Here is a 22949-nt window from a genome sequence, read left to right as displayed (position 1 = left end):
AACCCGCGGTACCACCCTAGTTGAAAAAATGACAGGCATTTTTTCCACTCGAATACAGGATAACGGCCTGCACCGTCCGGATATCCGGCTAGCTCCCGACGTGTACTTCGCGATGTGGAAGGGGCTGATTCTCACCAACCATCAGCTCTCTGCAAGACGATTTTCGCGCTCCTCCTCAAAACCAGGGAGGATTTGTCGAAATCGCAGTTCCGCTTGTCACATGCTACTGTCGCCGTTCAACGCTCCTTTGCGTATGTGCGAATCAAGCAATATAGAGCTATTGTTGCACAACAGTCACATGCTGTCAACACGTCTGCTATGAACGCGGTTTTTCCTATGGTATAATCAGGATGCTAGGGGGTCTTAGATCATGTCGAACAACCAAACTTCTTCCTCTGAGTCGACAAAGAAAAAGCGCCGTCGAGGCCGCAGACGCCTGTTTACGCTGATTGCCTCGGGCCTTCTTGTTTTGGGGCTGATGGGCGGCTTTTTGGCAGGAGGAATTCTGGCAGGTTACGTGGCCGCCCTCGTAAAGGACGAGCCTATTCGTAGCAAGGAAGAGCTGGCAGAGAAGATCTTTACTAACTACCTGACCGGCTTTGCCTACTACAACGACGGCACGCTGATCGGTCCACTTCGCGCAGCCGAGGGTGACCGGCGACTGGTGAAAAAATCAGAGGTATCACCTTATCTAATCAATGCCATCATCGCGACGGAAGACAAAAATTTCTTACAACACAAAGGAGTGGTCTTGCAGTCCACACTGCGGGGAGCTTACCAGGATTTCACCAATCAGCCAGTTGTAACGGGCGGAAGCACTTTGACCCAGCAGTTGGTCAAAAACACGATCCTGTCCCAGGAAGTAAGCCACTCTCGTAAAGTGCGGGAAATCTTTAACGCCATCCGAATCGAGCGCATTTTCTCCAAGGATCAAATCCTGGAAGCGTATCTCAACGAAATTTATCTCGGAAAAAACATAAACGGTTCGGTGGTCTACGGTGTACAAGCCGCTGCCAAAGGGATTTTCGGCAAAGATGTAAAAGACCTTGATTTGGCAGAAGCCTCCTATCTGGCAGGGATGATTCAGAATCCGGGCATGTATGCACCTTTTTCGTCGGAAGGGTATCAACGGGGAAAAGATCGGCAAAAAATGGTTCTCGATCGCATGCAGGAGAACGGCTACATAAACCAGACCCAATACGATGAAGCGTTCGCAGCTGATTTACAGCCTCGCTTGGCCAAACCGACTCAGCAGGCGTACAGAGAAGTACCTTTCCTGATGATGGAAATCGAAGAACGTGCAGCTCGGGCTCTCGTCGATACGGAACTAAAGGCAAAAGGACGCGAAAAGGAAACAGTCGGCCGCAATGAATACCGTCAACTGATTGAAGAAAAGCGACGCGAAATTCTGACGCGAGGCTACAAAGTACACACTACAGTTCATCAGAATATCTACAAGTTCATGCAGGAGATCGCAGCAGACCCGGCAAACTTCGGGAAAAATGCGACTTATACCATTCGCCGTTCGAATGGAAAGACAGAAAAAATTGAGAATGCACTGGAAGAAGTCGGTGCGATGCTCATCCAAAACAAAACCGGCGCCATCCTGGGGATGATCGGCGGACGTGACTTCACTGTAGAACAGACCAATCACGCCACCGTACCACGACAACCAGGTTCTGCTATGAAGCCGCTGGCAGCCTACGCTCCCGCATTTGAGCTGGGCATTTTGCAGCCGGGATCTCCAATTGATGACTCACCACTGGTGCTGGCGGACGGACGCAACGGGTCGCATACGCCGATGAACTGGAACAACAAATTCCAGGGGATCGTCAGTGCCCGCGAAGCTTTGCGGCAATCGTGGAATATCCCCGCGATTAAAACCTACCTCAAGGTCGGGATCCCAACCGCGTTGGAATACGTCAAGAAAACGGGCGTAACTACCCTTGTGGACAATGATAATTACGCTGCCACAGGAGTTATCGGCGGTCTCAGCTACGGCCTGACCGTCGAAGAGATTACGAATGCCTATGCGACATTTGCCAACCATGGTTCATTTGTCGATGCCTACCTGATCGACCGGATTGAAGACAGTCAGGGCAAAGTGGTCTTCCGCCACGAAGCGCAGCCGGTACAGGTCTACAGCGAGGAAACGGCCTACCTGATCACCGATACACTCCGCGACGTCGTCAACGCCGGAACGGGTAACCATGTTCGAAAATACGTTCCGCGCAAAGTGGACGTCGCCGGCAAGACAGGTACGACGAACAGCTCCAATGACCTGTGGTTCGTCGGGTATACGCCTGAGGTGTCCATGGGCGTCTGGGTCGGCTATGACGAGCCTTATCCCATGCCCGACAAGGACAAATACGTTCCGATGATCGTATGGGGCAAGGTGATGAAAGAGATTGGGGAAAAATATCCGGAAATCTCTGCACCTGATGCTGCCTTTAAAAAGCCGGCCGGTGTCATCAGCGCTACAGTAGACAGCAAATCAGGCATGCTGCCAAGCGAGCTTTCCAAGGAAGCGGGTCATCTGATCACAGACATCTTCAATCGCCGCTTTGTACCGACAAAAGTGGACGATGCCCATGCGCGGGCACGCATCGTCATCTACAACAATGAACGTTATTTGGCCAAGGATGGAACACCTGACGACTTCGTAACCGAGGGGATCTTCTACCGTTCGCCAGATCCAGCACCCGACGGAAAGCAGGTGCTGGAAGTCACCGAACAAAACAAGAAGGCCTCTGTCAAGCCGCCAGACTGGGAGCAGCGTTTGCCCAATAAAGAGGACCCTCGGACTTCTGTAGAAGGAACTCCCTCTGCTCCGAGCAACGTGAAGGTCTCTAATTCCGGCAACCAGACGGTGATTAGCTGGCAATCCGGTGGAGAAGCGGATTTGCTCGGGTATCGCGTGTATCGCACCGATCCGTACGCTGGTTTCCTCCAGATCGCGACCGTCAAGGACCCCTCTGTCCTCACACATACAGAGACCGGAGGAAGCGGTGCCAACAGCGGCTATTACGTAACCGCCGTCGACATCGACGGTCATGAATCAGCACCTTCCCCTGTTGCCTCTGCCGGCTCTTCGGCAGGGACCTGGGAGCTGCCGCCTTACCCGGATAACAGCGGCGGCCTGCCTGATCCGCTTCCAGACCCATGGGTGCCGATCGGAGAAGGTTCTGGTGGCAATACGAGCGGCGGCGGAGCAGAACAACCGTCCGCTACACCGCCAACTGCTCCTCAATCACTAAAGGTATCCAGCGCATCCGGCGGATTTAAGCTGGAGTGGAAAGCGGGCCGAAGCTCTGATCAAGTGCTTGCGTACAACATCTACTTTAGTCCTGATCCCGCAAGCGGCTACCTCCTGCTCGACACGGTTACAGCAACCAGCTATATTCACAAGGTAAGCGATGTGGCTGGCACGTATTACGTCACCGCCGTGAATAATTACGGAGAATCGCCACAATCCAACAGTGTAAAAGCAAACTAAATTGAATACTGCTAGATAGAGGTATACAACAGAGATGGTAACGAGCTTGCCATCTCTGTTTTTCTACCAAGGGAGGTGACCGTATGGAACACATCAAAAGGTACCACTCCAAGCAGATGGTTGTGAACGGAAGAAAATTGCTGCTGGAAGGTCCCGTGCCTGCAGAGCGTCTGGCTGCCATGCGATTTGACGAAGGGTTGAAGGCATTTCGGATTCCGGAGGAACAGCAGAAGGCCCTGGTGGAAATCGCTGCACTGCCTGAAGGCCGCATCATTCTTGCGCGCGAAGATGATCTCGTCCTGGGGTACGTCACACTCCTGTACCCGGACCCTATGGAGCGCTGGTCACAGGCACAGCTTCCCGATCTGTTGGAGCTGGGCGCTATCGAGATCAGCCACAGCATCCGGGCTGGCGGAGTCGCCAAAGGACTCTTGGAAGTCTCTTTCTCCGACGATGCCATGGAGGATTACATTGTCATCACGACAGAGTATTACTGGCATTGGGATTTGAAAGGAACCGGACTAGACGTCTGGGAGTATCGCAAAGTCATGGAGAAGGTCATGGGAAGTGCCGACATGATGTGGATGGCTACTGATGATCCTGAAATTTGTTCGCACCCGGCAAACTGTCTCATGGCAAGAATCGGCAAACGGGTGCCTCCAGACAGTATTGTCGCCTTTGATGCAATGCGTTTTCAAAACCGCTATTTATTCTAGTGGCTCATAGACTGAAAACAACCGGGTCGCTGGCAATTCTCATAGGCACGTCTATAGCCCTCTACAAATCGGGAGGTATTATTCATGCGAATCGAAAATATCATGCGCAAGCGGGTCGTCACCGCGACTCCCTCCACCACCATCGGTGAGGCTTTGCAACTATTAAAGGAAAACCGGATACGTCATCTGCCCGTTGTCGAGCAGGAACGGCTTGTGGGCATTATCTCTGATCGTGATCTGGGCGAAGCCCTTCCCTCTGTCCTGCTGCCGCGTGAAGACGACGGCCTTGCGATTTTGAACCAGCCGGTTTCCGCCATCATGAAGCGGCAGGTCCTGACGGCTCACCCCCTTGACTTCATCGAAGACGCCGCCATGCAGATCTATGAACATAAAGTCGGCTCTCTTCCCGTGGTCGAAGGAAATCGGCTGGTCGGCATCATCACCGAATCGGACTTGTTTACCAGTTTGATCGAGCTATTTGGGGTCAACAAGCCAAGCTGTCATATCGAAGTCGAAGTGGATGATCGCGTGGGAATGCTGGCAGAAGTCAGCCAAGTATTTCGCGAGGCCCAAGTCAACGTATCCAGCATTGTCGTCTTCCCTGGTTCACAGCCGGCCAAAAAATGCCTGGTTTTCCGAGCGCAAACCATCGATCCCCGCCCACTTGTCCAGAAGCTTCGCACACAGGGCTTCACTGTCATAGCCCCCGGTGAAGGAGGGATGCACCCTTGAGCCGCAACGCTCGTCTGATCTACTCGCCGGACTACACCCAGTATTATTTTCACGATGAACACCCTTTCAACCAACGCCGCCTGCTGTTGACCCATGATCTGATGAGCGCCTACGGGCTTTTGACAGAAGCCGATCTCCTGCCGCCGCGGATGGCGACGGATGATGAATTGGCGCTCGTTCACGACCCGCGCTACATCGAATTTGTCCGCCAACAAGGACATAGCAGCCAGGAGCTTCCTGCAGCAGCCAGTTACGGCCTGGGAACAGAGGATGTGCCCTGCTTTCCCCAGATGCATGAAGCGGCAGCCTTGATTGTCGGCGGTACCTTGCAGGCCGTCGACGCGGTCATGAAGGGACAAGCGGCCCACGCCTTTAACCCTGCTGGCGGCCTGCATCACGCTTTCCGCGGACGCGCCTCCGGTTTTTGCATCTATAATGACTGTTCTGTGGCGATCGCCTACATGCGCAAGCAATGGAATGCCCGCGTCCTTTACATCGATACGGATGCTCACCACGGCGACGGGGTGCAATGGGCTTTTTATGACGATCCCGAGGTCTTGACGGTCTCCCTCCATGAGACGGGAAAATACCTGTTCCCCGGGACCGGCAATTTAACAGAACGCGGTGATGGAAGCGGTTACGGCTATTCGGTTAACGTTCCTCTGGATCCTTTTACGGAGGATGATTCCTTTTTGCACATCTACCAGGAGCTGCTTCCCAAATTGGCACGGGGCTTCAAGCCGGACGTGATCTTGACCCAAAACGGCTGTGATGCGCACACCTTTGATCCGCTTACCCATCTTTCTTGCTCCATGAAAATCTACCAGGAGATTCCTCGGCTAGCGCATCAGTTGGCCCATCAGTACTGCGGTGGAAAATGGATTGCGGTGGGAGGCGGAGGCTACGATATCTGGCGGGTTGTCCCTCGAGCCTGGACGTTGCTCTGGAGTGAGATGAGTGATCAACCGCTGACAGATGGCCCTCTGCCCGAACAATGGCTGACGCAGTGGCAGCCGCTCAGTGAAGAAAAGCTTCCTGACCGTCTGTTTGATACCGCCTTTCCGCCGATGCCTCGACGTATTGAAATCTCGGAGAAAAATCGCATCACCCTGGAGCGGGCCATGATGCATGCCCCGGTTGCAGAGGAGAGCTGAGGACGAACAGCGAATGGGGCACATTCGGTGCTCTTTACTTGATTGAATCACCAGAATCTTCTGGCTGGCAACCGCAAAGCTTTCCTAACAAAAAGGCTCCGCCAATCCAACTGGCGGAGCTTATCTGTCTTGTTTTTTGGTTGTTTATTCGGCTGTTTATTTAGTGCCAAGCCCGGCAACCAGCTGTTCCAATTCGACAGGCTGGAAGCCCTTGACGGCCTTTTCACCGACAACCGTCACGGGAACCCCCATGAAACCAAAGCGTTCGACCTCTTCCTGATACGCCCGGCTGGTCATCACATCTCGGACTTCAAAACGAAGTCCCTTGGCAGTCAGCCAGTTCTTGACCATGTCACAATCGATGCAATTCTTCGTCGAGTAGACGATGACCGCCGGGGTCATCGCTCTCAGCATCTGTCTGACGATGGCGTAGGAGCGTTCGGAAGCCAGCTTGGTGAACTCGGCGAAGTTGACATGAGCGGACCCGTCTGCCTTGTCAGACATGGAGCGAACGACGACAAACGGCGTCTGGTTCATAGCGCAGACTTGTCCGACAGCCGCCCCTTCCATCTCGATGCAATGAGCTGCAAACTGCTCGTGCAGCTTTTGAACCTTTTCTCTGTCGGCAACGAACTGATCCCCGGAGAGAATGCGTCCGGTCGTGACCTGAACCCCTGCCTCCAGCTCCCGGCCTGCATGTACGGCAAGCTGGATCAGTCCCGGGTCTGCCTCCCAGACCGATTTTTCCGTGAACGGGATCTGACCGGGCGCAAAGCCGAGCGGCGTCACATCGATATCATGCTGGAGACAGTCTGTAGAGACGACGATATCCCCGATGTTCAGCGTCGGATGCACGGCACCGGCCACGCCTGTGAAGATCACGCTGTCCACTTTAAACTGATCAATCAGGATTTGTGTGGTAACTGCGGCGTTTACTTTGCCGACGCCTGATTTGCACAGGACGACGGATGTTCCTTCCCATTTGCCTTCATAATACGTAATCCCGGCCTTTTCCACGGTGACCGTTTCTGCCAGATTGTCTACATACAGGGCGATCTCTTCATCCATGGCCCCGATTATTCCGATTTTCATTGCTGTCCTCCTCTTGCCGCAGCATGTGCAGCACTCTCCCTAGCTGGATGTCGTCTCGCGCGGACGAGTGCTTTCCCGATACTCAATACGATGCGGCAGGAGCACGACATGTTCATCCACCTGTTCGTTGTTCATGTACTTGGTCAACAACCGCATGGCAACGGCACCGATATCATACATCGGCTGTACGACAGAGGTAAGACGCGGCCGCACCATCTCGACCAGACGGATATTGTCGTGACCGATCACTTCCAGATCGCGCGGAACATGAAGCCCTGCATCCTGCGCGGCATGAATGGCACCGATCGCCATCTCGTCACTTGCCGAAAACACCGCCGTAGGCCGCTCTTGCAAGGCGAGGAATCCGGCAGTCGCCTGCAGACCGGACTCGTAGAACAGATTGCCGTGAGCAACCAAAGACTCGTCCAGCGGCAAACCGGAATCAGACAGGGCCCGCTTGTAGCCTTCGTAACGCATCAAACCGCCGAGCGGGTCATTCATCGGCCCGGTAATCATGGCGATACGTTTGTGTCCGTGATCAATCAGTTCTTTGGTCGCATCATACGCCGCCTGGAAATGATCAATGGTAACAGACGGAAGCGTGTTGTCCGCATCGCGGGTCGCAGCCAGAACGGTCGGGACCGAAGCTGTTTTGAGCGCTTGCAGATGATCTTCCTTAATCTCTGCCCCCATGAACAAAAGCCCGTCCACCTGTTTTTCCAAAAGCGTATTGATGAGCTGCAGCTCTTTCTCCAGACGCTGGTCCGAATTGCAAAGAATGATGTTGTATTTGTACATGGTGGCAATATCCTCAATGCCCCGAGCCAATTCAGAAAAAAACAAACTGGAAATATCCGGAATGATGACACCGACCGTTGTTGTCTTTTTGCTGGCCAAACCGCGTGCGACTGCATTGGGCCGATACCCCAGGCGTTCAATGGCACTTAACACCTTTTTTCTCGTCAGCGGTTTTACGTTCGGGTTCCCGTTTACCACCCGGGAAACGGTCGCCATCGAAACTCCTGCTTCCCGTGCCACATCATAGATTGTTACCGGCATCACACACCCTCGCTTTCCCTATTTTATGGTTTTCATAGTATTTTCATAAATGTATGCACCTATGATACGACAAGGTGTGTCCGGTTGCAATTGTTTTCCGGACACCCTCCCCGCTCATTTCATCAATTTATTCATGGTCTTCAACAGCTCGTCAATCACTTCGTTGTCACCCTGCTGAATCCGCTCCATGACACAGCTTTTCATGTGTCCCTCGAGAAGCATTTTGCCCACGGCATTCAGCGCAGATTGGACGGCAGCGATCTGGTTCAGGATGTCGTCGCAGTACACATCTTTCTCTACCATCCCTCGGATGCCGCGAACCTGACCTTCTACCCGATTCAATCGAGCAATCATGTTTGCCTTGATTTTCTCTGTCCGCGGCGTCGTCCGCTCAGGCGAACAGCAGTGATCCTGCTCACTCATAGGTTGTGCTCCCTTCTCCGAGAAATCCCCTTGTTACTGTTAGCTTACTGTTTGCACCGTTTTTCGTCAAATCATAGACCGTAGAAAAAAAGCTTTCCCAACCGCGTGGGAAAGCCTTTTACGATCGCAAACTTCTTGAAACTCAAACCAGACAGACGCCGGCAATGAAAAAGCGCTCGTGCAGGGGCAGCCTATTTCTCGACAGCGACCTTCGCTTCCTTATACAGGCCGGAAGCAAGCAGTTCATCCACAATTTCGTTGAATTGCGGGATGTTTACCTGCTGTTTGGCATCTGAAAGTGCTACATCCGGGTCCGGGTGAACTTCCAGCATCACTCCGTCTGCGCCAACAGCAAGACCGGCTTTGGCAGTCGGCAGGAGCAGATCGCGGCGTCCGGTAGAGTGGGTAACGTCCACGAATACCGGCAAATGCGTTTCCTGCTTCAACAGCGGCACAGCAGAGATATCCAGCGTGTTGCGTGTTGCTTTTTCATAGGTGCGGATACCGCGCTCACACAGCATCACTTGCGTATTTCCCTCGGACAAAATGTACTCGGCAGCGTAGATGAACTCTTCGATCGTCGCCGACAGACCGCGTTTCAACAGAACGGGATGATTGAGGCGTCCCGCGGCTTTCAGCAGTTCAAAGTTCTGCATGTTGCGAGCACCGATTTGGATCACATCGATGTATTGGGTCGCCAACTCCAGATCAGACGGTGTCACAATTTCACTGATGGTTACGAGGTTGAATTCATCACCGATGCGCTTCAGAATTTTCAGCCCTTCTTCACCCAAGCCCTGGAAGTCATATGGCGAAGTACGTGGCTTGAAGGCACCGCCGCGCAGCACGCGAAGTCCGCGCTTCACGTGGTTCTCCGCTACTGCACGCACCTGCTCGTAGCTTTCTACCGAACATGGACCGGCGATCAGAATCGGTTCACCGCCGCCAAATTCAACACCCTTAATGGAGAGAACAGTATCCTCCGGCTGTTTTTTGCGGCTTACCAGCAATACTTTCTTGTTCTCGCTCTTTTGCAAATCCAGAGATGCCTGAAAAATCTGTTTGAAGAGATGACGAATGGTATTATCGGTAAAAGGACCGTTATTGTTTTCCACCAAAAGGTTGAGCATTTCGCGCTCACGCTCTGGATCAAAACGATTGATGCCCTGCTTCAGCTTTTCCTTGCCCAGGTCTTGAACAAGAGCAGCCCGCTTGTTGATTAAGGCGAGAATCTCCAGATTGATCTCGTCAATTTGTTTCCGCATGGTTTCGACTGGATCATGTGCCATTCGTCTCCACTCTCCTCTTCTCATCTAGTTTTGTTTGTCTTTTCGATAAATTAGGGTTATTATAATCGATCGAAACTCCCTTGTCAGCAGTTTAGCGCCAAAAAGCGCGAAAGTAAATATAAAGTATTTTTTATCGTTTTCTAAATTTTCGCGAAGAGTGAAGAAGATTCCTTGTTTCGACAGGATTCTTCAGTCTTCGAGTCGAATTAGGTGACAGAATGATTTCCCGGAATTACCACCGGTACGAGGAGTGACCCCCCATTGTCAGACCATGAACATGCAGCCTCTGATGAGCTGATATTTGCTTTGGACATCGGTACGCGCACAGTGGTTGGACTGATCGTAGAACCGGCTGGCGAGCAGTTTCGCGTGATCGATTGCACCGTTCACGAGCATAGCGAGCGCTCCATGCTGGACGGTCAGATCCACGATGTGATGGCCGTGTCCCGCGTTATTGGAAAAATCAAAGAGGAGCTGGAAGCCAAGCACGGACTGCTTACCAAGGTAGCTGTAGCCGCTGCAGGCCGCTCGCTTCGCACCAAGCGCGTGCGGATGGATATTCAGCTCTCCCGGCACGCAGCCGTTACCCGTGACGACGTGCTCACCCTGGAATTTTCTGCTGTCCAGGAAGCCCAATCCCTGCTCGCGCAGGAGCTGAACGAACAGGACGTCACCCGCTATTACTGTGTCGGGTACAGTGTAGTCAATTATTTCCTCGATGAAGAATTGATCGGCAATCTGATCGATCAGCGCGGAGAGAAGGCCAGCGTGGATGTCATCGCAACCTTTTTGCCGCGCGTCGTCGTAGACTCGCTGCTCGCTGCATTGAACCGCTGCGGGCTGGATATGCAGGCGCTCACACTGGAGCCGATTGCCGCAATTAACGTCCTGATCCCGGTGACCATGCGCAGACTGAATATCGCGCTGGTGGATATTGGTGCCGGAACCTCCGACGTCGCGCTGACCGAGGAAGGCGCCATCACCGCGTACGGCATGGTGCCAGTCGCAGGCGATGAGATTACCGATGCCCTGATGAATGCGTTTCTGCTGGACTTTCCGATGGCAGAGGAAGTGAAGCGCGCTCTCACCTCCTCCGACGAGATTACGTTCACCGATATCCTCGGACTGGAGCAAACGCTTTCCACCGAGGAAGTCGTGAAGGCCATTATGCCGGAGATTACCAATCTCGCCGGGAAGATCGCTGTGAAAATCCTGGAGCTAAACGGCAAGGCACCGCAAGCGGTCATGCTGATCGGAGGCGGCAGTCTGACGCCCAAGCTGACCGAACGTGTGGCAGAGGCGCTCGGGTTGCCTGCTGCACGTGTGGCTGTCCGAGGCGCAGATGCAATTCGCCAGTTTGTCGGGGAACATCCGCTGCTCAATGGCCCTGAATTTGTTACACCGGTGGGGATTGCCGTGGCAGCCCGGCGCCATCCGGTGAAATATGTAACAGTAACGGTAAATGACCATTCGATTCGCATCTTTGATCTGCGAAAAATGACTGTCGGCGACGCTTTGATCGCTTCCGGACTGGATATTCGCCGCCTGCACGGAAGGCCGGGAATGGCCATTACCTTGACAGTGAATGGACGGATGAAAATGATCCCCGGCGGTCATGGCACACCGCCTGTCATCGAAAAAAATGGGGAAGCCTGCGGACTGGATACACCGATTGCAGAGGGTGACCGCATTGTCGCCGTCGCAGGGCAAGATGGTGAAAATGCCACGGTGCAGGTGATTGATCTGATGGACAAGCTGGACACGCTGGAGCTGTTCATCAACGAACAGCCTGTCTCGCTTGGCCCTGTCGCACTCGTGGACGGCGTTCCCCTCCCTCTGGACGCAAGCCTTACTGACCGCAGCGAGATCGTGATCCGTTTGCCGCGAACGGTTGAAGAAGTGCTGCGCGAATCCGGGGTGTGGTCCGCTGATGGAGCTGACGAGCCTGTGGAGGTATTCCACTTTCAGGTAAACGGTCACGAAACAACGCTCCCGGCGCTGCAAAAAATCGTGCAGGTGAACGGCAAGGATGCCGCTTTCAGCGACTTTGTGCGACCCGGCGACCAGTTGACCTTCCGTGAAGAGCCCTTTCAGGCACCGGAAATCAGGGATGTCATCCCTCCGGAAGAATGGGTACAGGAGACGATCTCCGTCCATTTCAACGGGCAGCCGGTCACCATTACGCTTGCCTCCCTCAGCATCACCATGAACGGCAGAGCGGCAGAGCAGCATGAAATTGTCGAAAACGGTGCCGTGATCAGCGTAAAAGCATCGACGCCGACCGCCCCTGTGTTTAGCGACGTTTTCCGATACGTCGACGTCTCTTTGGAAAAACCGGTAACAGAAGGTATCAGCCGGTTGGTGATGCTGGTAAACGGGGAGCCTGCCTCCTTTCATACCGAGCTGAACGCAGGCGACAAGCTGGAGCTGTACTGGGAATAATAATGTGTTCGCTCGTAAGCAAAAAAGAGGTTGGCTCCACTAGCCAACCTCTTTTATTAGCCTTGAATGGCTTCGGCAATCGCTGCTTTGGTGATTTTCCAATGCGACGTGTGCCATTTTACCTGTCCGTCCTCCAGCAGAAAAATCTGCGGGGACTCGTGTTTGATGGAATAGCGCTCAGCAACTTCATTGGACACGGGACGATCCTCCCGAACCAGAATCACCGCCGCCGGTACATCTTGTTCCTGTAGAAAGGATAAAAATTCCTCATGAGCCGTCGTGCTGATTGGACAAATGGTGCTGTGCTTGAACAACAGCCGTTTTCCCGCCTGTGAGACGAATTGATCCAACTCCTCCAGGGAGTGCAATTGACCTGCTGACACCTGTACTTCACTCCTCTCGATACGCGTATGTGGCTTTAGTATACGGAAAAGCAGAGCGGAAGTCCATGTAGCAGGTGCCAACGTGACCGCAAGTTTTTAGATCATGATTTTGGTCAGGCGCTGACGCAGCTCCCGCATCCATTCCTCGTCTCCTAGCGATTGGGCCAGCAAGAACAGATCCAGCAGCTCGTTTACTTTCCCTTCCAAAGCTTCTCGAACCGCCCCGTCCTCTTCCTGATTCGCCATCAATACCAGCAGGTGAGAAAGCTCGGATACTTCATCAAATTCGATGTTTTGCCGCTGTGGATTGTGGCCCAGATTTTCCATCAGTTGTTTCAAATCTTCCTTGACCACATCGACAACCTGCAAGTGAGAGCAGTGATCATTCTGACAAACCTGTACCGGAACATTCATAATTTTTACCTTTTTTCGGTACATGACGTTGCGCAGAATCACCTCCATGTCATCACCACAGCGGCTGCATTTCTTGTGCATGAGTTCACCTCTATCCTGCTTATGTATGCTCCCCTATCTATTCGATTTCACCAGATTCAATCCTGCTAAACGAGGGGTGGTACTTGGTGGATAGAGTGGCAGACACAAGCAAAAACGATGCCCCCATGTGACATCGTTTCCGTCTGTTGAAAGCTCGGGAAAATTGGGCAAACAGGCACCAGCCCTGTAGAATCGACAGGTAGCGCTAAACGCTGGAAGCGACACTCTCTGTTATCACATTTGCGAACGCAACATTCGCAGCCTGATGCAAGGAAGAAATTACCTGAATGAGCCTCAAGCGTAAATCGCGTTTACTTTTTCACAATGCGGGCAGACAGCGACCTTTCCAGAGCGGCCTGCTTCGTCCTCCACGCGGTATCCCGTGATACTTTCCGAAAAGCAGAACAGACACTCCGTATTAAAATCCATATCGTACTGGGCCTTCCATACGATTGACTTGAAGTCTTCCCCAACGTTGATCATAACAGGTTCCAAAAAATAGTGGTCCATGCCGGACAAGGCTTTGCGCATGACAAATGCCATCCTTTCGTTTCGCGTAGTACTTTCGTATCCTCTAGCTTTTCCATGTTTTCAGAATAATATACTTCGCAAAAATAGGCGTTTGCCCGTTACGGCTCTGTGCGAAAACCCATATGTTATGGGTGTAAGCCACTAATGCTAAAAAAACAAAGGAGGATGTTTTATGAGCAGTATCTTTAATGGAACCTTCGAGGCATTTACTCTCGTTTTGATTTTATTCATCCTGTTGGTGATTGTAGGTTGCTCTTGCGATAATTAAACACTAATAAGCGCACATTTGCGCGGATGACTGCATATACATTAGGACCGGATCCTGATAAGCGCGTTTCATACGCATGCTACCCTGCCCGCGGGTAGCTTTTTTCTATTGGCGTGGACTGGTAATCCACTGGACAATGCCTCCCAAAAGCATGCGGCATCCCCAGATCGTGATGACCACCAGCAGAATACGCACAATCATGAGGAGCATGTCGCTTGAGAAAAAAGGGGCAATCCAGCGCCCGCCAAAATAAATGACGACAAACGCCAGCGCGATGGTGATCGCGTAGAAAAAGACACAGCCTGCCAGTTGCAAGGCTGTTAATTTCGCCATCGCTTTTCGATGCTGCAAGAGGAAAGAAACCAAGGCGCCGGCAAACATCATGATAGCCAACAGATCGCTCATTTCTTTGAACTCCTTTTTCCTGTTTTCTCCTACATACGTTTGCAACTAGGGAATCGTTTCGTCCTTTTAAGATACTTTTATCGATCCATTTTTATTCAGACTATTCCCATCATTCTTACTTAGAGCGTTTGCGCGAACCCTTCCTAGCGAAGCCGGTTTTTCTCATGTACAATACAGAATGAGACGCAATGGAAAGCGAGGTCAACATGCCCATGAAAGATCCACGTATTGAACAGCTCGCGGAAGTGCTGGTCAACTACTCTACACGCATTCAAGCTGGTGAAAACGTTCTCATCTATGCGGTAGGCTCCGTCTCCGAGCTGACGCGCGCTGTGATCAAAGAAGTGTATAAAGCAGGTGGCAATCCCTACGTGCAACTGATCGACCCGGCCATCCAGCGGGAGCTGCTTTTGGGAACCAATGAAAAGCAACTGGAGATTATGCGGGAAGCGGATGTATCGTTCATGAAACAGATGGATGCCTATGTCGGGATTCGCGGAGGCGACAACATTAATGAATACGCAGACGTCCCTGGTGACAAGATGCAGCAATACCAACGCCTGCTGACTCGCCCGGTTCTCGATGTACGCGTACCGGAAACCAAGTGGGTTATACTGCGCTATCCCAATGCTTCTATGGCCCAGCTTGCCAATATGAGCACCGCCGCTTTTGAAGATTTTTATTTCAAGGTGTGCACGCTTGACTACAGCAAGATGGACAAAGCGATGGTCAATCTGGTCACGCTGATGGAAAAAACAGACAAGGTGCGCATCACCGGTCCAGGAACAGATTTGACTTTCTCCATCAAAGGAATCCCGGCAATCAAATGTTCCGGCCAAAACAACATTCCGGACGGTGAAGTATTTACCGCTCCAGTACGCGATTCGGTGAACGGCGTCATCACCTACAACACACCATCACCTTATCAGGGCTTTACATATGACAACATCAAGCTGACGTTTAAAGATGGAAAAATCGTTGAGGCGACTGCAAACGATACGGAAAAGATCAACGAAGTATTTGACACGGACGAAGGGGCTCGCTACGTCGGCGAATTTGCCATCGGGGTAAATCCATATATCCAAAATCCGATGAAGGATATCCTGTTTGACGAAAAAATTGACGGAAGCTTCCACTTCACGCCGGGCCAAGCCTATGACGAAGCATTTAACGGCAACAAGTCCTCCATTCACTGGGATCTGGTCTGCATTCAACGCCCGGAATGGGGCGGCGGCGAGATCTGGTTTGATGATCGCCTGATCCGCAAAGACGGCCGCTTTGTCGTTCCTGAGCTGGAATGCCTCAATCCGGAAAATCTGAAGTAAGAGAATCGAGTAGGAGGGGGTGGCTAACCCCCGTCCTCTCACACCACCGTACGTACCGTTCGGTATACGGCGGTTCACCAAGCTTGACGAATGTCAAAATATCGCTGTGTTAAGCTTTTGAGCCCTTGTTGTTGCCAGTAGGCAATGCCGAGGGCTTTGTGTATATGCGGAGTCTTTGTAGTACGCCATGCCCCCTTGCGGGTGTTTGCAATTTCAATTGCTTTTGTGTGAGATATACCAAGAGAACGGAGTTCTCGATATCTGGTTCTCACTCGTTTCCACTGCGTCCACAAGCAAAGACGGAGCCTACGCCTTGTCCATTCCTCAATGGATTGTAAGATTCCCTTTGCGTCTGCAAGGGCAAAATATCCAATCCAACCCATGAGATACTGGTTTAACCTTTCAACCCGTTCCTCAAGCGAGATACTCCACACTGGATTCGTGATCGTGCGGATTTTCTCTTTTAACTTGAGAAGGGATTTTGGGTGGATACGAACCGTTGTCTGTTTTACGAAAGTAAAACTAAAGCCAAGGAATTTACGTTTCCACGGCCGGTCCACCGCACTTTTCTCCTCATTTACTTTTAGCCTAAGCACCTTTTCCAAGTAATCTTTCATGCTCTTCTTAACCCGTTCTCCTGCTCGTCTTGTTTTCACGTAGACGTTGCAATCGTCCGCATAGCGGCAAAAGCGATGTCCCCTCTTTTCTAATTCCTTATCCAGATCATCAAGCAAGATATTTGCTAATAGTGGGCTTAGCGGTCCACCTTGCGGTGTCCCCTCACTTGAGGTAGTACAGATTCCTTTTATCATGACACCTGCGTTTAGATAGGATCGAATCAGCTTTAGAAGGCGCTTGTCTTGGATTTTACGAGCCACGCGGCTCATCAGGATATCATGGTTGACACGATCAAAGAATTTCTCTAGATCGATGTCCACCACGAATCTGTATCCTTCCCTGATATACGCTTGCGCTTTCCTTACTGCCATGTGGGCGCTACGTTTCGGGCGAAATCCGTAACTGGACTCCGAGAAGGTGGGATCGAAGATCGGTGTTAATACTTGGAGGATGGCTTGCTGGATGAAGCGGTCCACCACGGTGGGAATGCCTAATAACCTTACGCCTCCGTCAGGTTTCGGGATTTCGACTCTGCGGACAGGTGAAGGTCGATAGGTTCCTCTTTCCAATTCCTCACGGATAGTTTGCCAGTGTTCGTGTAGATAGTCGCGTAGTTGTTCGGTTGAAACACCATCGACTCCACCAACACCTTTGTTTGCTTCTACTCGTTGAAGTGCCATCCGTAAGTTTTCCCGTGATAAAACTTTCTCCAGCAAGTCCATAACGATATTCCTTCCTTCGCACATGCGGGTTCCGTGTTTGCTGAACGATACTCAGCCCTCTTTTTGTACCCTCGGGGCTTCACCCCTGCTCTTCAAAAGTAGTTCCTTTCTGGAATTCTGCTTCGACGTATCGTAACAAAAGACATGGATCGCGTGCTGACTTGATGTTCAGCCCTTCCCCATTCAAGCGTCCTCTACTCGGGTACTATGGCCTCTGCTGACTTCTGCATGTTCAGCGCCTCCTTACGGAGGCGGTTACCAACAGTTGAAGGCGTTCCATGCAGACCTCCCCAGGTAAGAACGATAACTTTCATCCCATGTACCTGCCCAAGTTTACTGCTGTATCCCTTGGCTGTATGGGGCTTTGTCTTGTTTAGCAGACTCGCCCGAATACAACAGCCTCAAATTGGGTTCGTGTACCTCAGGTCGGGATTTTGCCGCTGGCTTCCTTCAGATTCGACCTCACGGTCGACACCCTTGCCTTGAGCTAACGGTTGGGACAGCCACCCCCCGTTCGGGACTTCCACCCTATAGCTATCGCCCATGCTGGGCGCACTAAAAAAAGCGAAAGGTCCGCATGGAAACCTTTCGCTTTTTCTTTTTTCCACCGTACCTGTCCGCTTTTCAAGCGCACCTGTCCACTACATGGAATAGGCGGGCTCTTTCTTCTGAAGGGCAGGCATTTTCTCTTCCAGGAACGAGATCGTCGACTCCAGATGATGAATCGTGTACTCCCAACAAAACTTTTGATAATCGTCAAAGGTATCGATCAATTTTGAATATGATTCGCGACTTTGTTTCAGCATGTTGCGCTGGAGCTCCATACAGTTTTCCAGGAGCTCTTGCTTTTCAGCTCCCGTACGGTTGTTGCTGAAGAAGATTTTCACCAGCATGTCAGAACGAAGTACAGGCGGCAGGATCGGCGTTTGCAGCTCCTGTTTGAATCCGGCTTTGCCCGCTTCCGTAATCCGGTACAAAATTTTGTTCGGCTTTCCAGACTGGATGATCTCCTGTTTGGTCACATATCCTTCTTCCTCCAGCTTGCGGAGGGCTGGATAAATCGCACCAAAACTGGCGTCATAGAAAAAGCCAATACTATTGGTAAAAGCCTGTTTAATATCGTACCCGCTCATTTCCCCGTAATTAAGAAAACCAAGAATAATTGTTTTTACATCCATTTCTCTACTCCTCCACCCTGGCATTACCTGTTTTTGCGCAGGATCATCAAAAGCGGTACGCTCCGTTTCTGTGAAACTGCTTATATGTTCGAAATATTCTTTATTAATGTCATTATAAACTTTTCATTATAAATATACCAATGCTAATTCTTTATTATATCAATTAAAAATATTGATATATCCAAGCCTCATATTTTGGGCGTTCCATCCCCCCCTTCTTGCCATAAGATGATACATACCTATCTGCTGTAGGGGGAGAGAAACGTGAAAAGTAAAAAATGGAACGGCTACGCCCGAGTCAAGTACCCTGTGAGCAGCAGTTTGCATCCCTTCAACTTCTTCGTACCCATTGTTGAGCGCGTCAGGGACGGCGTCGTGTCCATCGTTACGGAAGATACACATCAAACAGATAACGTAGAAGATCTCATACGCAGCCTCGTCTCCGATCAACAGCCCTTTGCTTCCGAGCGGAGTTACGGTTCCGGTTTTCTCTTTCATCCCAAAGGATATATCCTGACCAGTGAACACGTCATCGGAAAATCGCGCACCATTCTCGTCAAACTATTCAATGGGCGTGTATTTGAAGCGCAACGGGTACTGGCTGATCGCGTTCGTGATTACGCCGTGATCAAGATTGACGCAGATTGCAAACTGTTCCCCTTGCCTCTTGGCACCTCTTCAGACACCAAGGTAGGCGAGTGGGTCATCAGCATTGGTTCACCGCCTGTTGCTATAGCGGCAAACCGTCTGATGAGGAGCTGCCAAAAACACCCTAAATAAACCATGCGCCTTCGTGTTTACTCACGTCCTTGTTTTGGGTCACTGTTTTCCTCGCTCCCGCTTGCCGAAACGAGGTGCAGCGCAAAGGAAACGGGCCGAGCAATCGCTTCGGCATAGGTTTGGCTATCGCCCATCTGGCTAAAGATCTCCCGACCAGGCTTGGGATTAACCTCAATGAGCCAAACTGCCCCCAGAACATCCACTCCCACATCTAATCCAAACTCCATCATCCGGCCGAATTTCTGCTCAAGAACGACGGCTACCTCATGCGCCAGATGCTGGCATTCCTGATGTATCTCCAGCGCTCTCTCCTCTCCAAAGCATTTATTCATGAAGGCCGAAAACGAAATCGGTTTGCCGCCCCCGTGCAAATTGGAGATGGAGCTTCCGGCCGGACCGAGGCGAACGCCGCTTCCAGTCACATCCCACTCGCCGTCGCCCTTTTTCTGTATCAGAAGGCGCACATCTGCTACTCGATCAGGGACCAATTCCAGATCGAGCCCTTGCTGGACAAGGAAGTTGCCATCGCCGATCCGCTGCTCCCGGACCCAGCGGCGTATCCATTTTTCTACTGACTCCACGCTGCCAAGCTTTGTCTCTACTTGCGACAGCCGTCGATTACGGCCACGAATCAGAAAATGATCTCCCTGCGCCATAATTTTGACGATGCTTCGTCCCCCTGTCCCATTGCCCGGCTTCACGTAGACGATTTTATGGTGTTTGAGCATCGCTTTTACCTTGCCTGCTGCATAGACCACTGTTTTCGGAATCCAGTGTTTGACGCGTTCTTCTTTTGCCAACATCTCCGTCACCCGCCACTTTTTCCCAAAGGGACTGTTGGCAAATTGAAACAGCCCGCTATGGCGCAGCCGCAAGTACGTGTCCACTCGTTTTCGGTATCGGTCAATCACAACATCTGGCCAGGGAAAGAGACGGCTTTCCCAACCACCTCCCTTTACAGGAACAAATCCCCTGATTTTCTTTTCAGCGGAATTTACATCTTGATGGGAAAAGAGAAACGTTTCCGCTCCCAAACGCTGTCCGGCAAGCACCAGCCGTCGCAGGTATTTCGGCTCTGAAAACCGCTTGCCCTCTCGCCAAGTCAGGATCCCAAGTACGGGTTTTGTTCTCATCCAGTTACCCTCTTCCTTCTAATTTCAGTGATAGCTTATGCCATCAACGAAAAGAATGGAGATAGACAGGGAAAAATCGGGCCCTTGCCTGGCCTTCGCTCTCAGCCGAAACACGCATAATCAAGCACAATCTGGACAAAACAATAGGTACAAAGTCAATGCGTGTTACTTACCTTTTTCAAGTGGATATGCTACAATGAAACTAATAAGAGAAGTTCCTCAGAGGTGACAACAACATGGCTCATGAATTTGGGAATGAACAAACCTGCCCGAAATATGAAGGGGCCATCAATATTCTCGGGAAGAGATGGACAGGTCTGATTGTCAATGTGCTGCTGCGCGGCGCTGTGCGATTCAAGGATATCCGGGAAATGGTTCCGCAGATGAGCGATAAAATGCTTTCAGAGCGATTGAAGGAATTGGAAGAGCAGGGGATCCTGGAGCGGAAAGTGTATCCGGAAATCCCTGTTCGGATCGAGTACGAGCTGACGGTAAAGGGAAAAGAGCTGCGCCCTGTGATCGATTCCATTCATGAATGGGGCCAAAAATGGATGTAGCCTCTCTGCTGCATCCCGTAAAGCCTGCCGCGTCTTCTGTTTGAAGCGCTGCAGGCTTTTGTTTTGTCAAAAGTTTTGTGCGTGATGGCATAGGAAAAGCCCCTTCCGGTGTACACTCTAGCAATTCGCATTTCGGGAGGGGGACGCCTTGAGGACAGCGATTTACATTCGTGTGAGTACAGAGGAACAGGCTGCCGAAGGTTTTTCCATCGCCGCACAAAAAGAACGGCTGCTGGCGTATACACGATCACAGGATTGGTCACTTGCTGGCATCTACACCGACGAGGGCATCAGCGCTAAAAGCATCAGCCGGCCCGCTCTGCAGCGCTTGCTGACTGATGTAAAAAGCAGGAAGCTGGATGTCGTTCTGGTGTATCGGCTGGATCGACTGACACGATCTGTCCTTGATTTATATCAATTGCTGCAGGAGTTTGAAAAATACGACGTCCGCTTTAAAAGCTGCACGGAGGTTTATGATACGACTACCGCGATTGGCAGATTATTTATCACCCTGGTAGCGGCCTTGGCCCAATGGGAACGAGAAAATCTGGGAGAGAGGGTCAAACTGGGGATGGAACAGATGGCACGGGAGCGAAAACGTCCAGGGGGGCCTCCCCCTTATGGCTACCACCTGCTGCACGGGGAGCTTGCCCCACATCCCGTGGAAGCCAAGGTCGTCAAGCTGATGTTTCAGCATTACGTATCCGGCTTTACACCTGGTCAAATCGCCGAAAGCTTCAACCAGAAGGGATATCTGGGGAAGCACGGCGGCAAATGGAGCGGCAGTACCGTCACGCGTCTGCTGCGCAACCCGGTCTATTACGGCGCTCTCCGCTGGAATTACGCTGCGTCCGGTGGGAAGCAAAAGCGCGCTGATGATTGGATTCTGGCCGAAGATTCTCACCCCGCGATTATCGATCAGGATACGTTCGATCAGGTACAGGCAAGATTGAAGATGCGCCGGAAGGTACACCCCCGCGTCCTCTCCTCTCCTTTTGTGTTCTCCGGTATTCTGTACTGCGCCCGCTGTCAAAGCGAAATGCGGGGAAAGACGGCCTCCGTCCGAAAAAGCGGCAAGCATTATCGACATTACTACTACCTGTGTAAAAATCGGCGGCTGGGCTTGTGCCGCGCGCCGGCCATTCGCGAGGATCGATTGGAAGCTGCGCTGCTGGAGCAGCTCGCAGCCTTTCAGCCAGTGCTGCAGTCTGCTTTGGATCGAAAGCTGCAACGTCTCCATGCCTCTACGGCACAAGAGATGGATGATCACGCGCAATGGAAGAAGCGGCGGCAACGCTGGATGGAAGCGTACGAGGCAGGGATCATCACCCTGGAGGAGTTAGCCGCCAAACAACAGCAACTAAACGTCATGGCAGAACGGCAGACTGCCAAACAACATCAGCTGCGTATCATGGCAGAGCAAGACGCCGCCAAACAGCAAATGGACAGCATCTCTGTCTCTCCTTTCGAGCTTGGACCCATGCGGGATCGGTCATATCCGGTAACGATGGAGTGGAGCTGGCTTTGGGAGCAGGCATCTCGAGAGGAACGCAGGCAGTTGGCCGCCCTGCTCCTGGAGCGCCTGGAAGCAGAGACTTGTCCATCCATCGAGAATTGTAAAAACCAGACAGTTGCTTTGAGGATAATCGCGTACCGCTAGCAGGTTGCCCCATCTTTTGCCTCTACAGGAGCAGACGGTTCCCCTCTTGGTTTGGAAAACTCTGTGACGGCCGGAATCATCAGTGCCAAAAATCGTCGGTTGCAGGTAGCAAAACGTGTCTACGACGAGATTTTTCAAACCGATGCGGCCATCAATCCGGGCAATAGCGGCGGCCCATTAATCAATCTTAACGGAGAAGTAGTCGGGCTCAACGCCTTCATTATTCAGTCCAGTCAATGCCTGGGGTTTGCCATTGGAATCGATGCGCTGAAGCAGCATTTGGGGAAATTCATTTTTTAACAAATCAGCCCCGTCACTTGGACGGGGCCCGCTTTTCAAAGGCAATCAGATAGATATCTGTTCCATCTTTGGTCATTTCTTTTTCTGCTTCGCGCAGCTGCTGCAACTGTTGCTCCGTCAGATTGGCAATCGGCAGTTCATCCAAATGGTTCCATTTCACTGGTCATTCCTCCGTTTGGTGTGCTGACAGT

General features: G+C 51.7%; 23 protein-coding genes. 11 read left to right on the top strand and 12 right to left on the bottom strand.

Annotation, left to right across the window (positions count from 1 at the left end; translation table 11 throughout):
• Window positions 1-370: 370 nt before the first annotated feature.
• The 4 genes from NDK47_RS07880 (at window position 371) to NDK47_RS07865 (ending at window position 6098) form a co-directional block, all read left to right on the top strand.
• The gene (locus NDK47_RS07880) at window positions 371-3496 is read left to right on the top strand and encodes a penicillin-binding protein 1A (protein WP_251874298.1); all 3126 of its coding nucleotides are present in this window, start codon (window positions 371-373) and stop codon (window positions 3494-3496) included.
• An 83-nt stretch (window positions 3497-3579) separates the two neighbouring features.
• Window positions 3580-4212 (top strand): N-acetyltransferase, encoded by a 633-nt coding sequence (locus NDK47_RS07875; protein ID WP_251874297.1) that lies wholly within the window; start codon window positions 3580-3582, stop codon window positions 4210-4212.
• Between the two features lie 84 nt (window positions 4213-4296).
• A complete protein-coding gene (locus NDK47_RS07870; RefSeq protein WP_251874296.1) occupies window positions 4297-4944 on the top strand; it encodes a CBS and ACT domain-containing protein in 648 nt (215 codons plus the stop codon).
• Window positions 4941-6098 (top strand): acetoin utilization protein AcuC, encoded by a 1158-nt coding sequence (locus NDK47_RS07865; protein ID WP_251874295.1) that lies wholly within the window; start codon window positions 4941-4943, stop codon window positions 6096-6098. The genes NDK47_RS07870 and NDK47_RS07865 overlap by 4 nt, the downstream gene beginning before the upstream one ends.
• Before the next feature lie 156 nt (window positions 6099-6254).
• Here the strand turns inward: NDK47_RS07865 and NDK47_RS07860 are convergent, their stop codons facing one another.
• From NDK47_RS07860 to NDK47_RS07845, 4 genes are all read right to left on the bottom strand, one after another.
• Window positions 6255-7190: a 5'-methylthioadenosine/adenosylhomocysteine nucleosidase gene (locus tag NDK47_RS07860; RefSeq protein WP_251874294.1), complete on the bottom strand. Its 936-nt coding sequence runs from the start codon at window positions 7188-7190 to the stop codon at window positions 6255-6257.
• Window positions 7191-7229: 39 nt separating this feature from the next.
• On the bottom strand, window positions 7230-8249 hold the full coding sequence (gene ccpA / locus NDK47_RS07855; protein ID WP_251874293.1) for a catabolite control protein A: 1020 nt from the start codon (window positions 8247-8249) through the stop codon (window positions 7230-7232).
• Between the two features lie 114 nt (window positions 8250-8363).
• Window positions 8364-8672 carry a metal-sensitive transcriptional regulator gene (locus NDK47_RS07850; protein ID WP_251874292.1) on the bottom strand — a complete coding sequence of 103 codons (309 nt, stop codon included), beginning with the start codon at window positions 8670-8672 and terminating at the stop codon, window positions 8364-8366.
• Between the two features lie 191 nt (window positions 8673-8863).
• On the bottom strand, window positions 8864-9961 hold the full coding sequence (locus NDK47_RS07845; protein WP_251874291.1) for a bifunctional 3-deoxy-7-phosphoheptulonate synthase/chorismate mutase: 1098 nt from the start codon (window positions 9959-9961) through the stop codon (window positions 8864-8866).
• A 261-nt stretch (window positions 9962-10222) separates the two neighbouring features.
• Here NDK47_RS07845 and NDK47_RS07840 point away from each other — a divergent pair, with 261 nt between their 5' ends.
• Window positions 10223-12403, top strand: a complete 2181-nt coding sequence (locus NDK47_RS07840; RefSeq protein WP_251874290.1) for a cell division protein FtsA — start codon at window positions 10223-10225, stop codon at window positions 12401-12403.
• Between the two features lie 56 nt (window positions 12404-12459).
• On the opposite strand, the gene ytxJ is transcribed toward NDK47_RS07840, so the two are convergent.
• The 3 genes from ytxJ to NDK47_RS07825 all read right to left on the bottom strand — a co-directional run bounded on the left by ytxJ (window position 12460) and on the right by NDK47_RS07825 (window position 13812).
• On the bottom strand, window positions 12460-12786 hold the full coding sequence (gene ytxJ, locus NDK47_RS07835; protein ID WP_251874289.1) for a bacillithiol system redox-active protein YtxJ: 327 nt from the start codon (window positions 12784-12786) through the stop codon (window positions 12460-12462).
• Window positions 12787-12882: 96 nt separating this feature from the next.
• Window positions 12883-13281, bottom strand: a complete 399-nt coding sequence (locus NDK47_RS07830) for a hypothetical protein (protein ID WP_251874288.1) — start codon at window positions 13279-13281, stop codon at window positions 12883-12885.
• A gap of 294 nt (window positions 13282-13575) precedes the next feature.
• Window positions 13576-13812: a hypothetical protein gene (locus tag NDK47_RS07825; RefSeq protein ID WP_251874287.1), complete on the bottom strand. Its 237-nt coding sequence runs from the start codon at window positions 13810-13812 to the stop codon at window positions 13576-13578.
• Between the two features lie 172 nt (window positions 13813-13984).
• On the opposite strand from NDK47_RS07825, the gene NDK47_RS07820 reads away from it, so the two are divergent.
• Window positions 13985-14080, top strand: a complete 96-nt coding sequence (locus NDK47_RS07820) for a YjcZ family sporulation protein (RefSeq protein ID WP_251874286.1) — start codon at window positions 13985-13987, stop codon at window positions 14078-14080.
• Window positions 14081-14185: 105 nt separating this feature from the next.
• Here NDK47_RS07820 and NDK47_RS07815 read toward each other — a convergent pair whose 3' ends face one another.
• The gene (locus NDK47_RS07815; protein ID WP_251874285.1) at window positions 14186-14485 is read right to left on the bottom strand and encodes a hypothetical protein; all 300 of its coding nucleotides are present in this window, start codon (window positions 14483-14485) and stop codon (window positions 14186-14188) included.
• Between the two features lie 212 nt (window positions 14486-14697).
• Here NDK47_RS07815 and NDK47_RS07810 point away from each other — a divergent pair, with 212 nt between their 5' ends.
• Window positions 14698-15810 (top strand): aminopeptidase, encoded by a 1113-nt coding sequence (locus tag NDK47_RS07810; RefSeq protein ID WP_251874284.1) that lies wholly within the window; start codon window positions 14698-14700, stop codon window positions 15808-15810.
• A gap of 74 nt (window positions 15811-15884) precedes the next feature.
• Here the strand turns inward: NDK47_RS07810 and ltrA are convergent, their stop codons facing one another.
• Together ltrA and NDK47_RS07800 are read right to left on the bottom strand one after the other, a co-directional pair.
• A complete protein-coding gene (ltrA, locus tag NDK47_RS07805; RefSeq protein WP_251871428.1) occupies window positions 15885-17150 on the bottom strand; it encodes a group II intron reverse transcriptase/maturase in 1266 nt (421 codons plus the stop codon).
• A gap of 641 nt (window positions 17151-17791) precedes the next feature.
• A complete protein-coding gene (locus NDK47_RS07800) occupies window positions 17792-18328 on the bottom strand; it encodes a PadR family transcriptional regulator (protein WP_251874283.1) in 537 nt (178 codons plus the stop codon).
• A gap of 264 nt (window positions 18329-18592) precedes the next feature.
• Here NDK47_RS07800 and NDK47_RS07795 point away from each other — a divergent pair, with 264 nt between their 5' ends.
• Window positions 18593-19108: a S1C family serine protease gene (locus tag NDK47_RS07795; RefSeq protein WP_251874282.1), complete on the top strand. Its 516-nt coding sequence runs from the start codon at window positions 18593-18595 to the stop codon at window positions 19106-19108.
• A 17-nt stretch (window positions 19109-19125) separates the two neighbouring features.
• Here NDK47_RS07795 and NDK47_RS07790 read toward each other — a convergent pair whose 3' ends face one another.
• Complete coding sequence (locus tag NDK47_RS07790; protein ID WP_251874281.1) at window positions 19126-20241, bottom strand: YheC/YheD family endospore coat-associated protein; 1116 nt, start codon at window positions 20239-20241, stop codon at window positions 19126-19128.
• 236 nt (window positions 20242-20477) lie between these two features.
• Here NDK47_RS07790 and NDK47_RS07785 point away from each other — a divergent pair, with 236 nt between their 5' ends.
• The 3 genes from NDK47_RS07785 (at window position 20478) to NDK47_RS07775 (ending at window position 22758) form a co-directional block, all read left to right on the top strand.
• The gene (locus NDK47_RS07785) at window positions 20478-20798 is read left to right on the top strand and encodes a winged helix-turn-helix transcriptional regulator (RefSeq protein ID WP_251874280.1); all 321 of its coding nucleotides are present in this window, start codon (window positions 20478-20480) and stop codon (window positions 20796-20798) included.
• A gap of 148 nt (window positions 20799-20946) precedes the next feature.
• Window positions 20947-22458, top strand: a complete 1512-nt coding sequence (locus tag NDK47_RS07780) for a recombinase family protein (protein WP_251874279.1) — start codon at window positions 20947-20949, stop codon at window positions 22456-22458.
• Between the two features lie 51 nt (window positions 22459-22509).
• Window positions 22510-22758, top strand: a complete 249-nt coding sequence (locus NDK47_RS07775; RefSeq protein ID WP_322112084.1) for a S1C family serine protease — start codon at window positions 22510-22512, stop codon at window positions 22756-22758.
• A gap of 13 nt (window positions 22759-22771) precedes the next feature.
• Here the strand turns inward: NDK47_RS07775 and NDK47_RS07770 are convergent, their stop codons facing one another.
• On the bottom strand, window positions 22772-22918 hold the full coding sequence (locus NDK47_RS07770; RefSeq protein WP_251874278.1) for a hypothetical protein: 147 nt from the start codon (window positions 22916-22918) through the stop codon (window positions 22772-22774).
• Window positions 22919-22949 lie beyond the last annotated feature (31 nt).

Source organism: Brevibacillus ruminantium (genome assembly GCF_023746555.1).
Taxonomy (GTDB): Bacteria; Bacillota; Bacilli; order Brevibacillales; family Brevibacillaceae; genus Brevibacillus; species Brevibacillus ruminantium.
The sequence above is the reverse complement of the archived record's forward strand: the minus strand, read 5'-3'. Positions and strand labels throughout refer to the sequence as shown.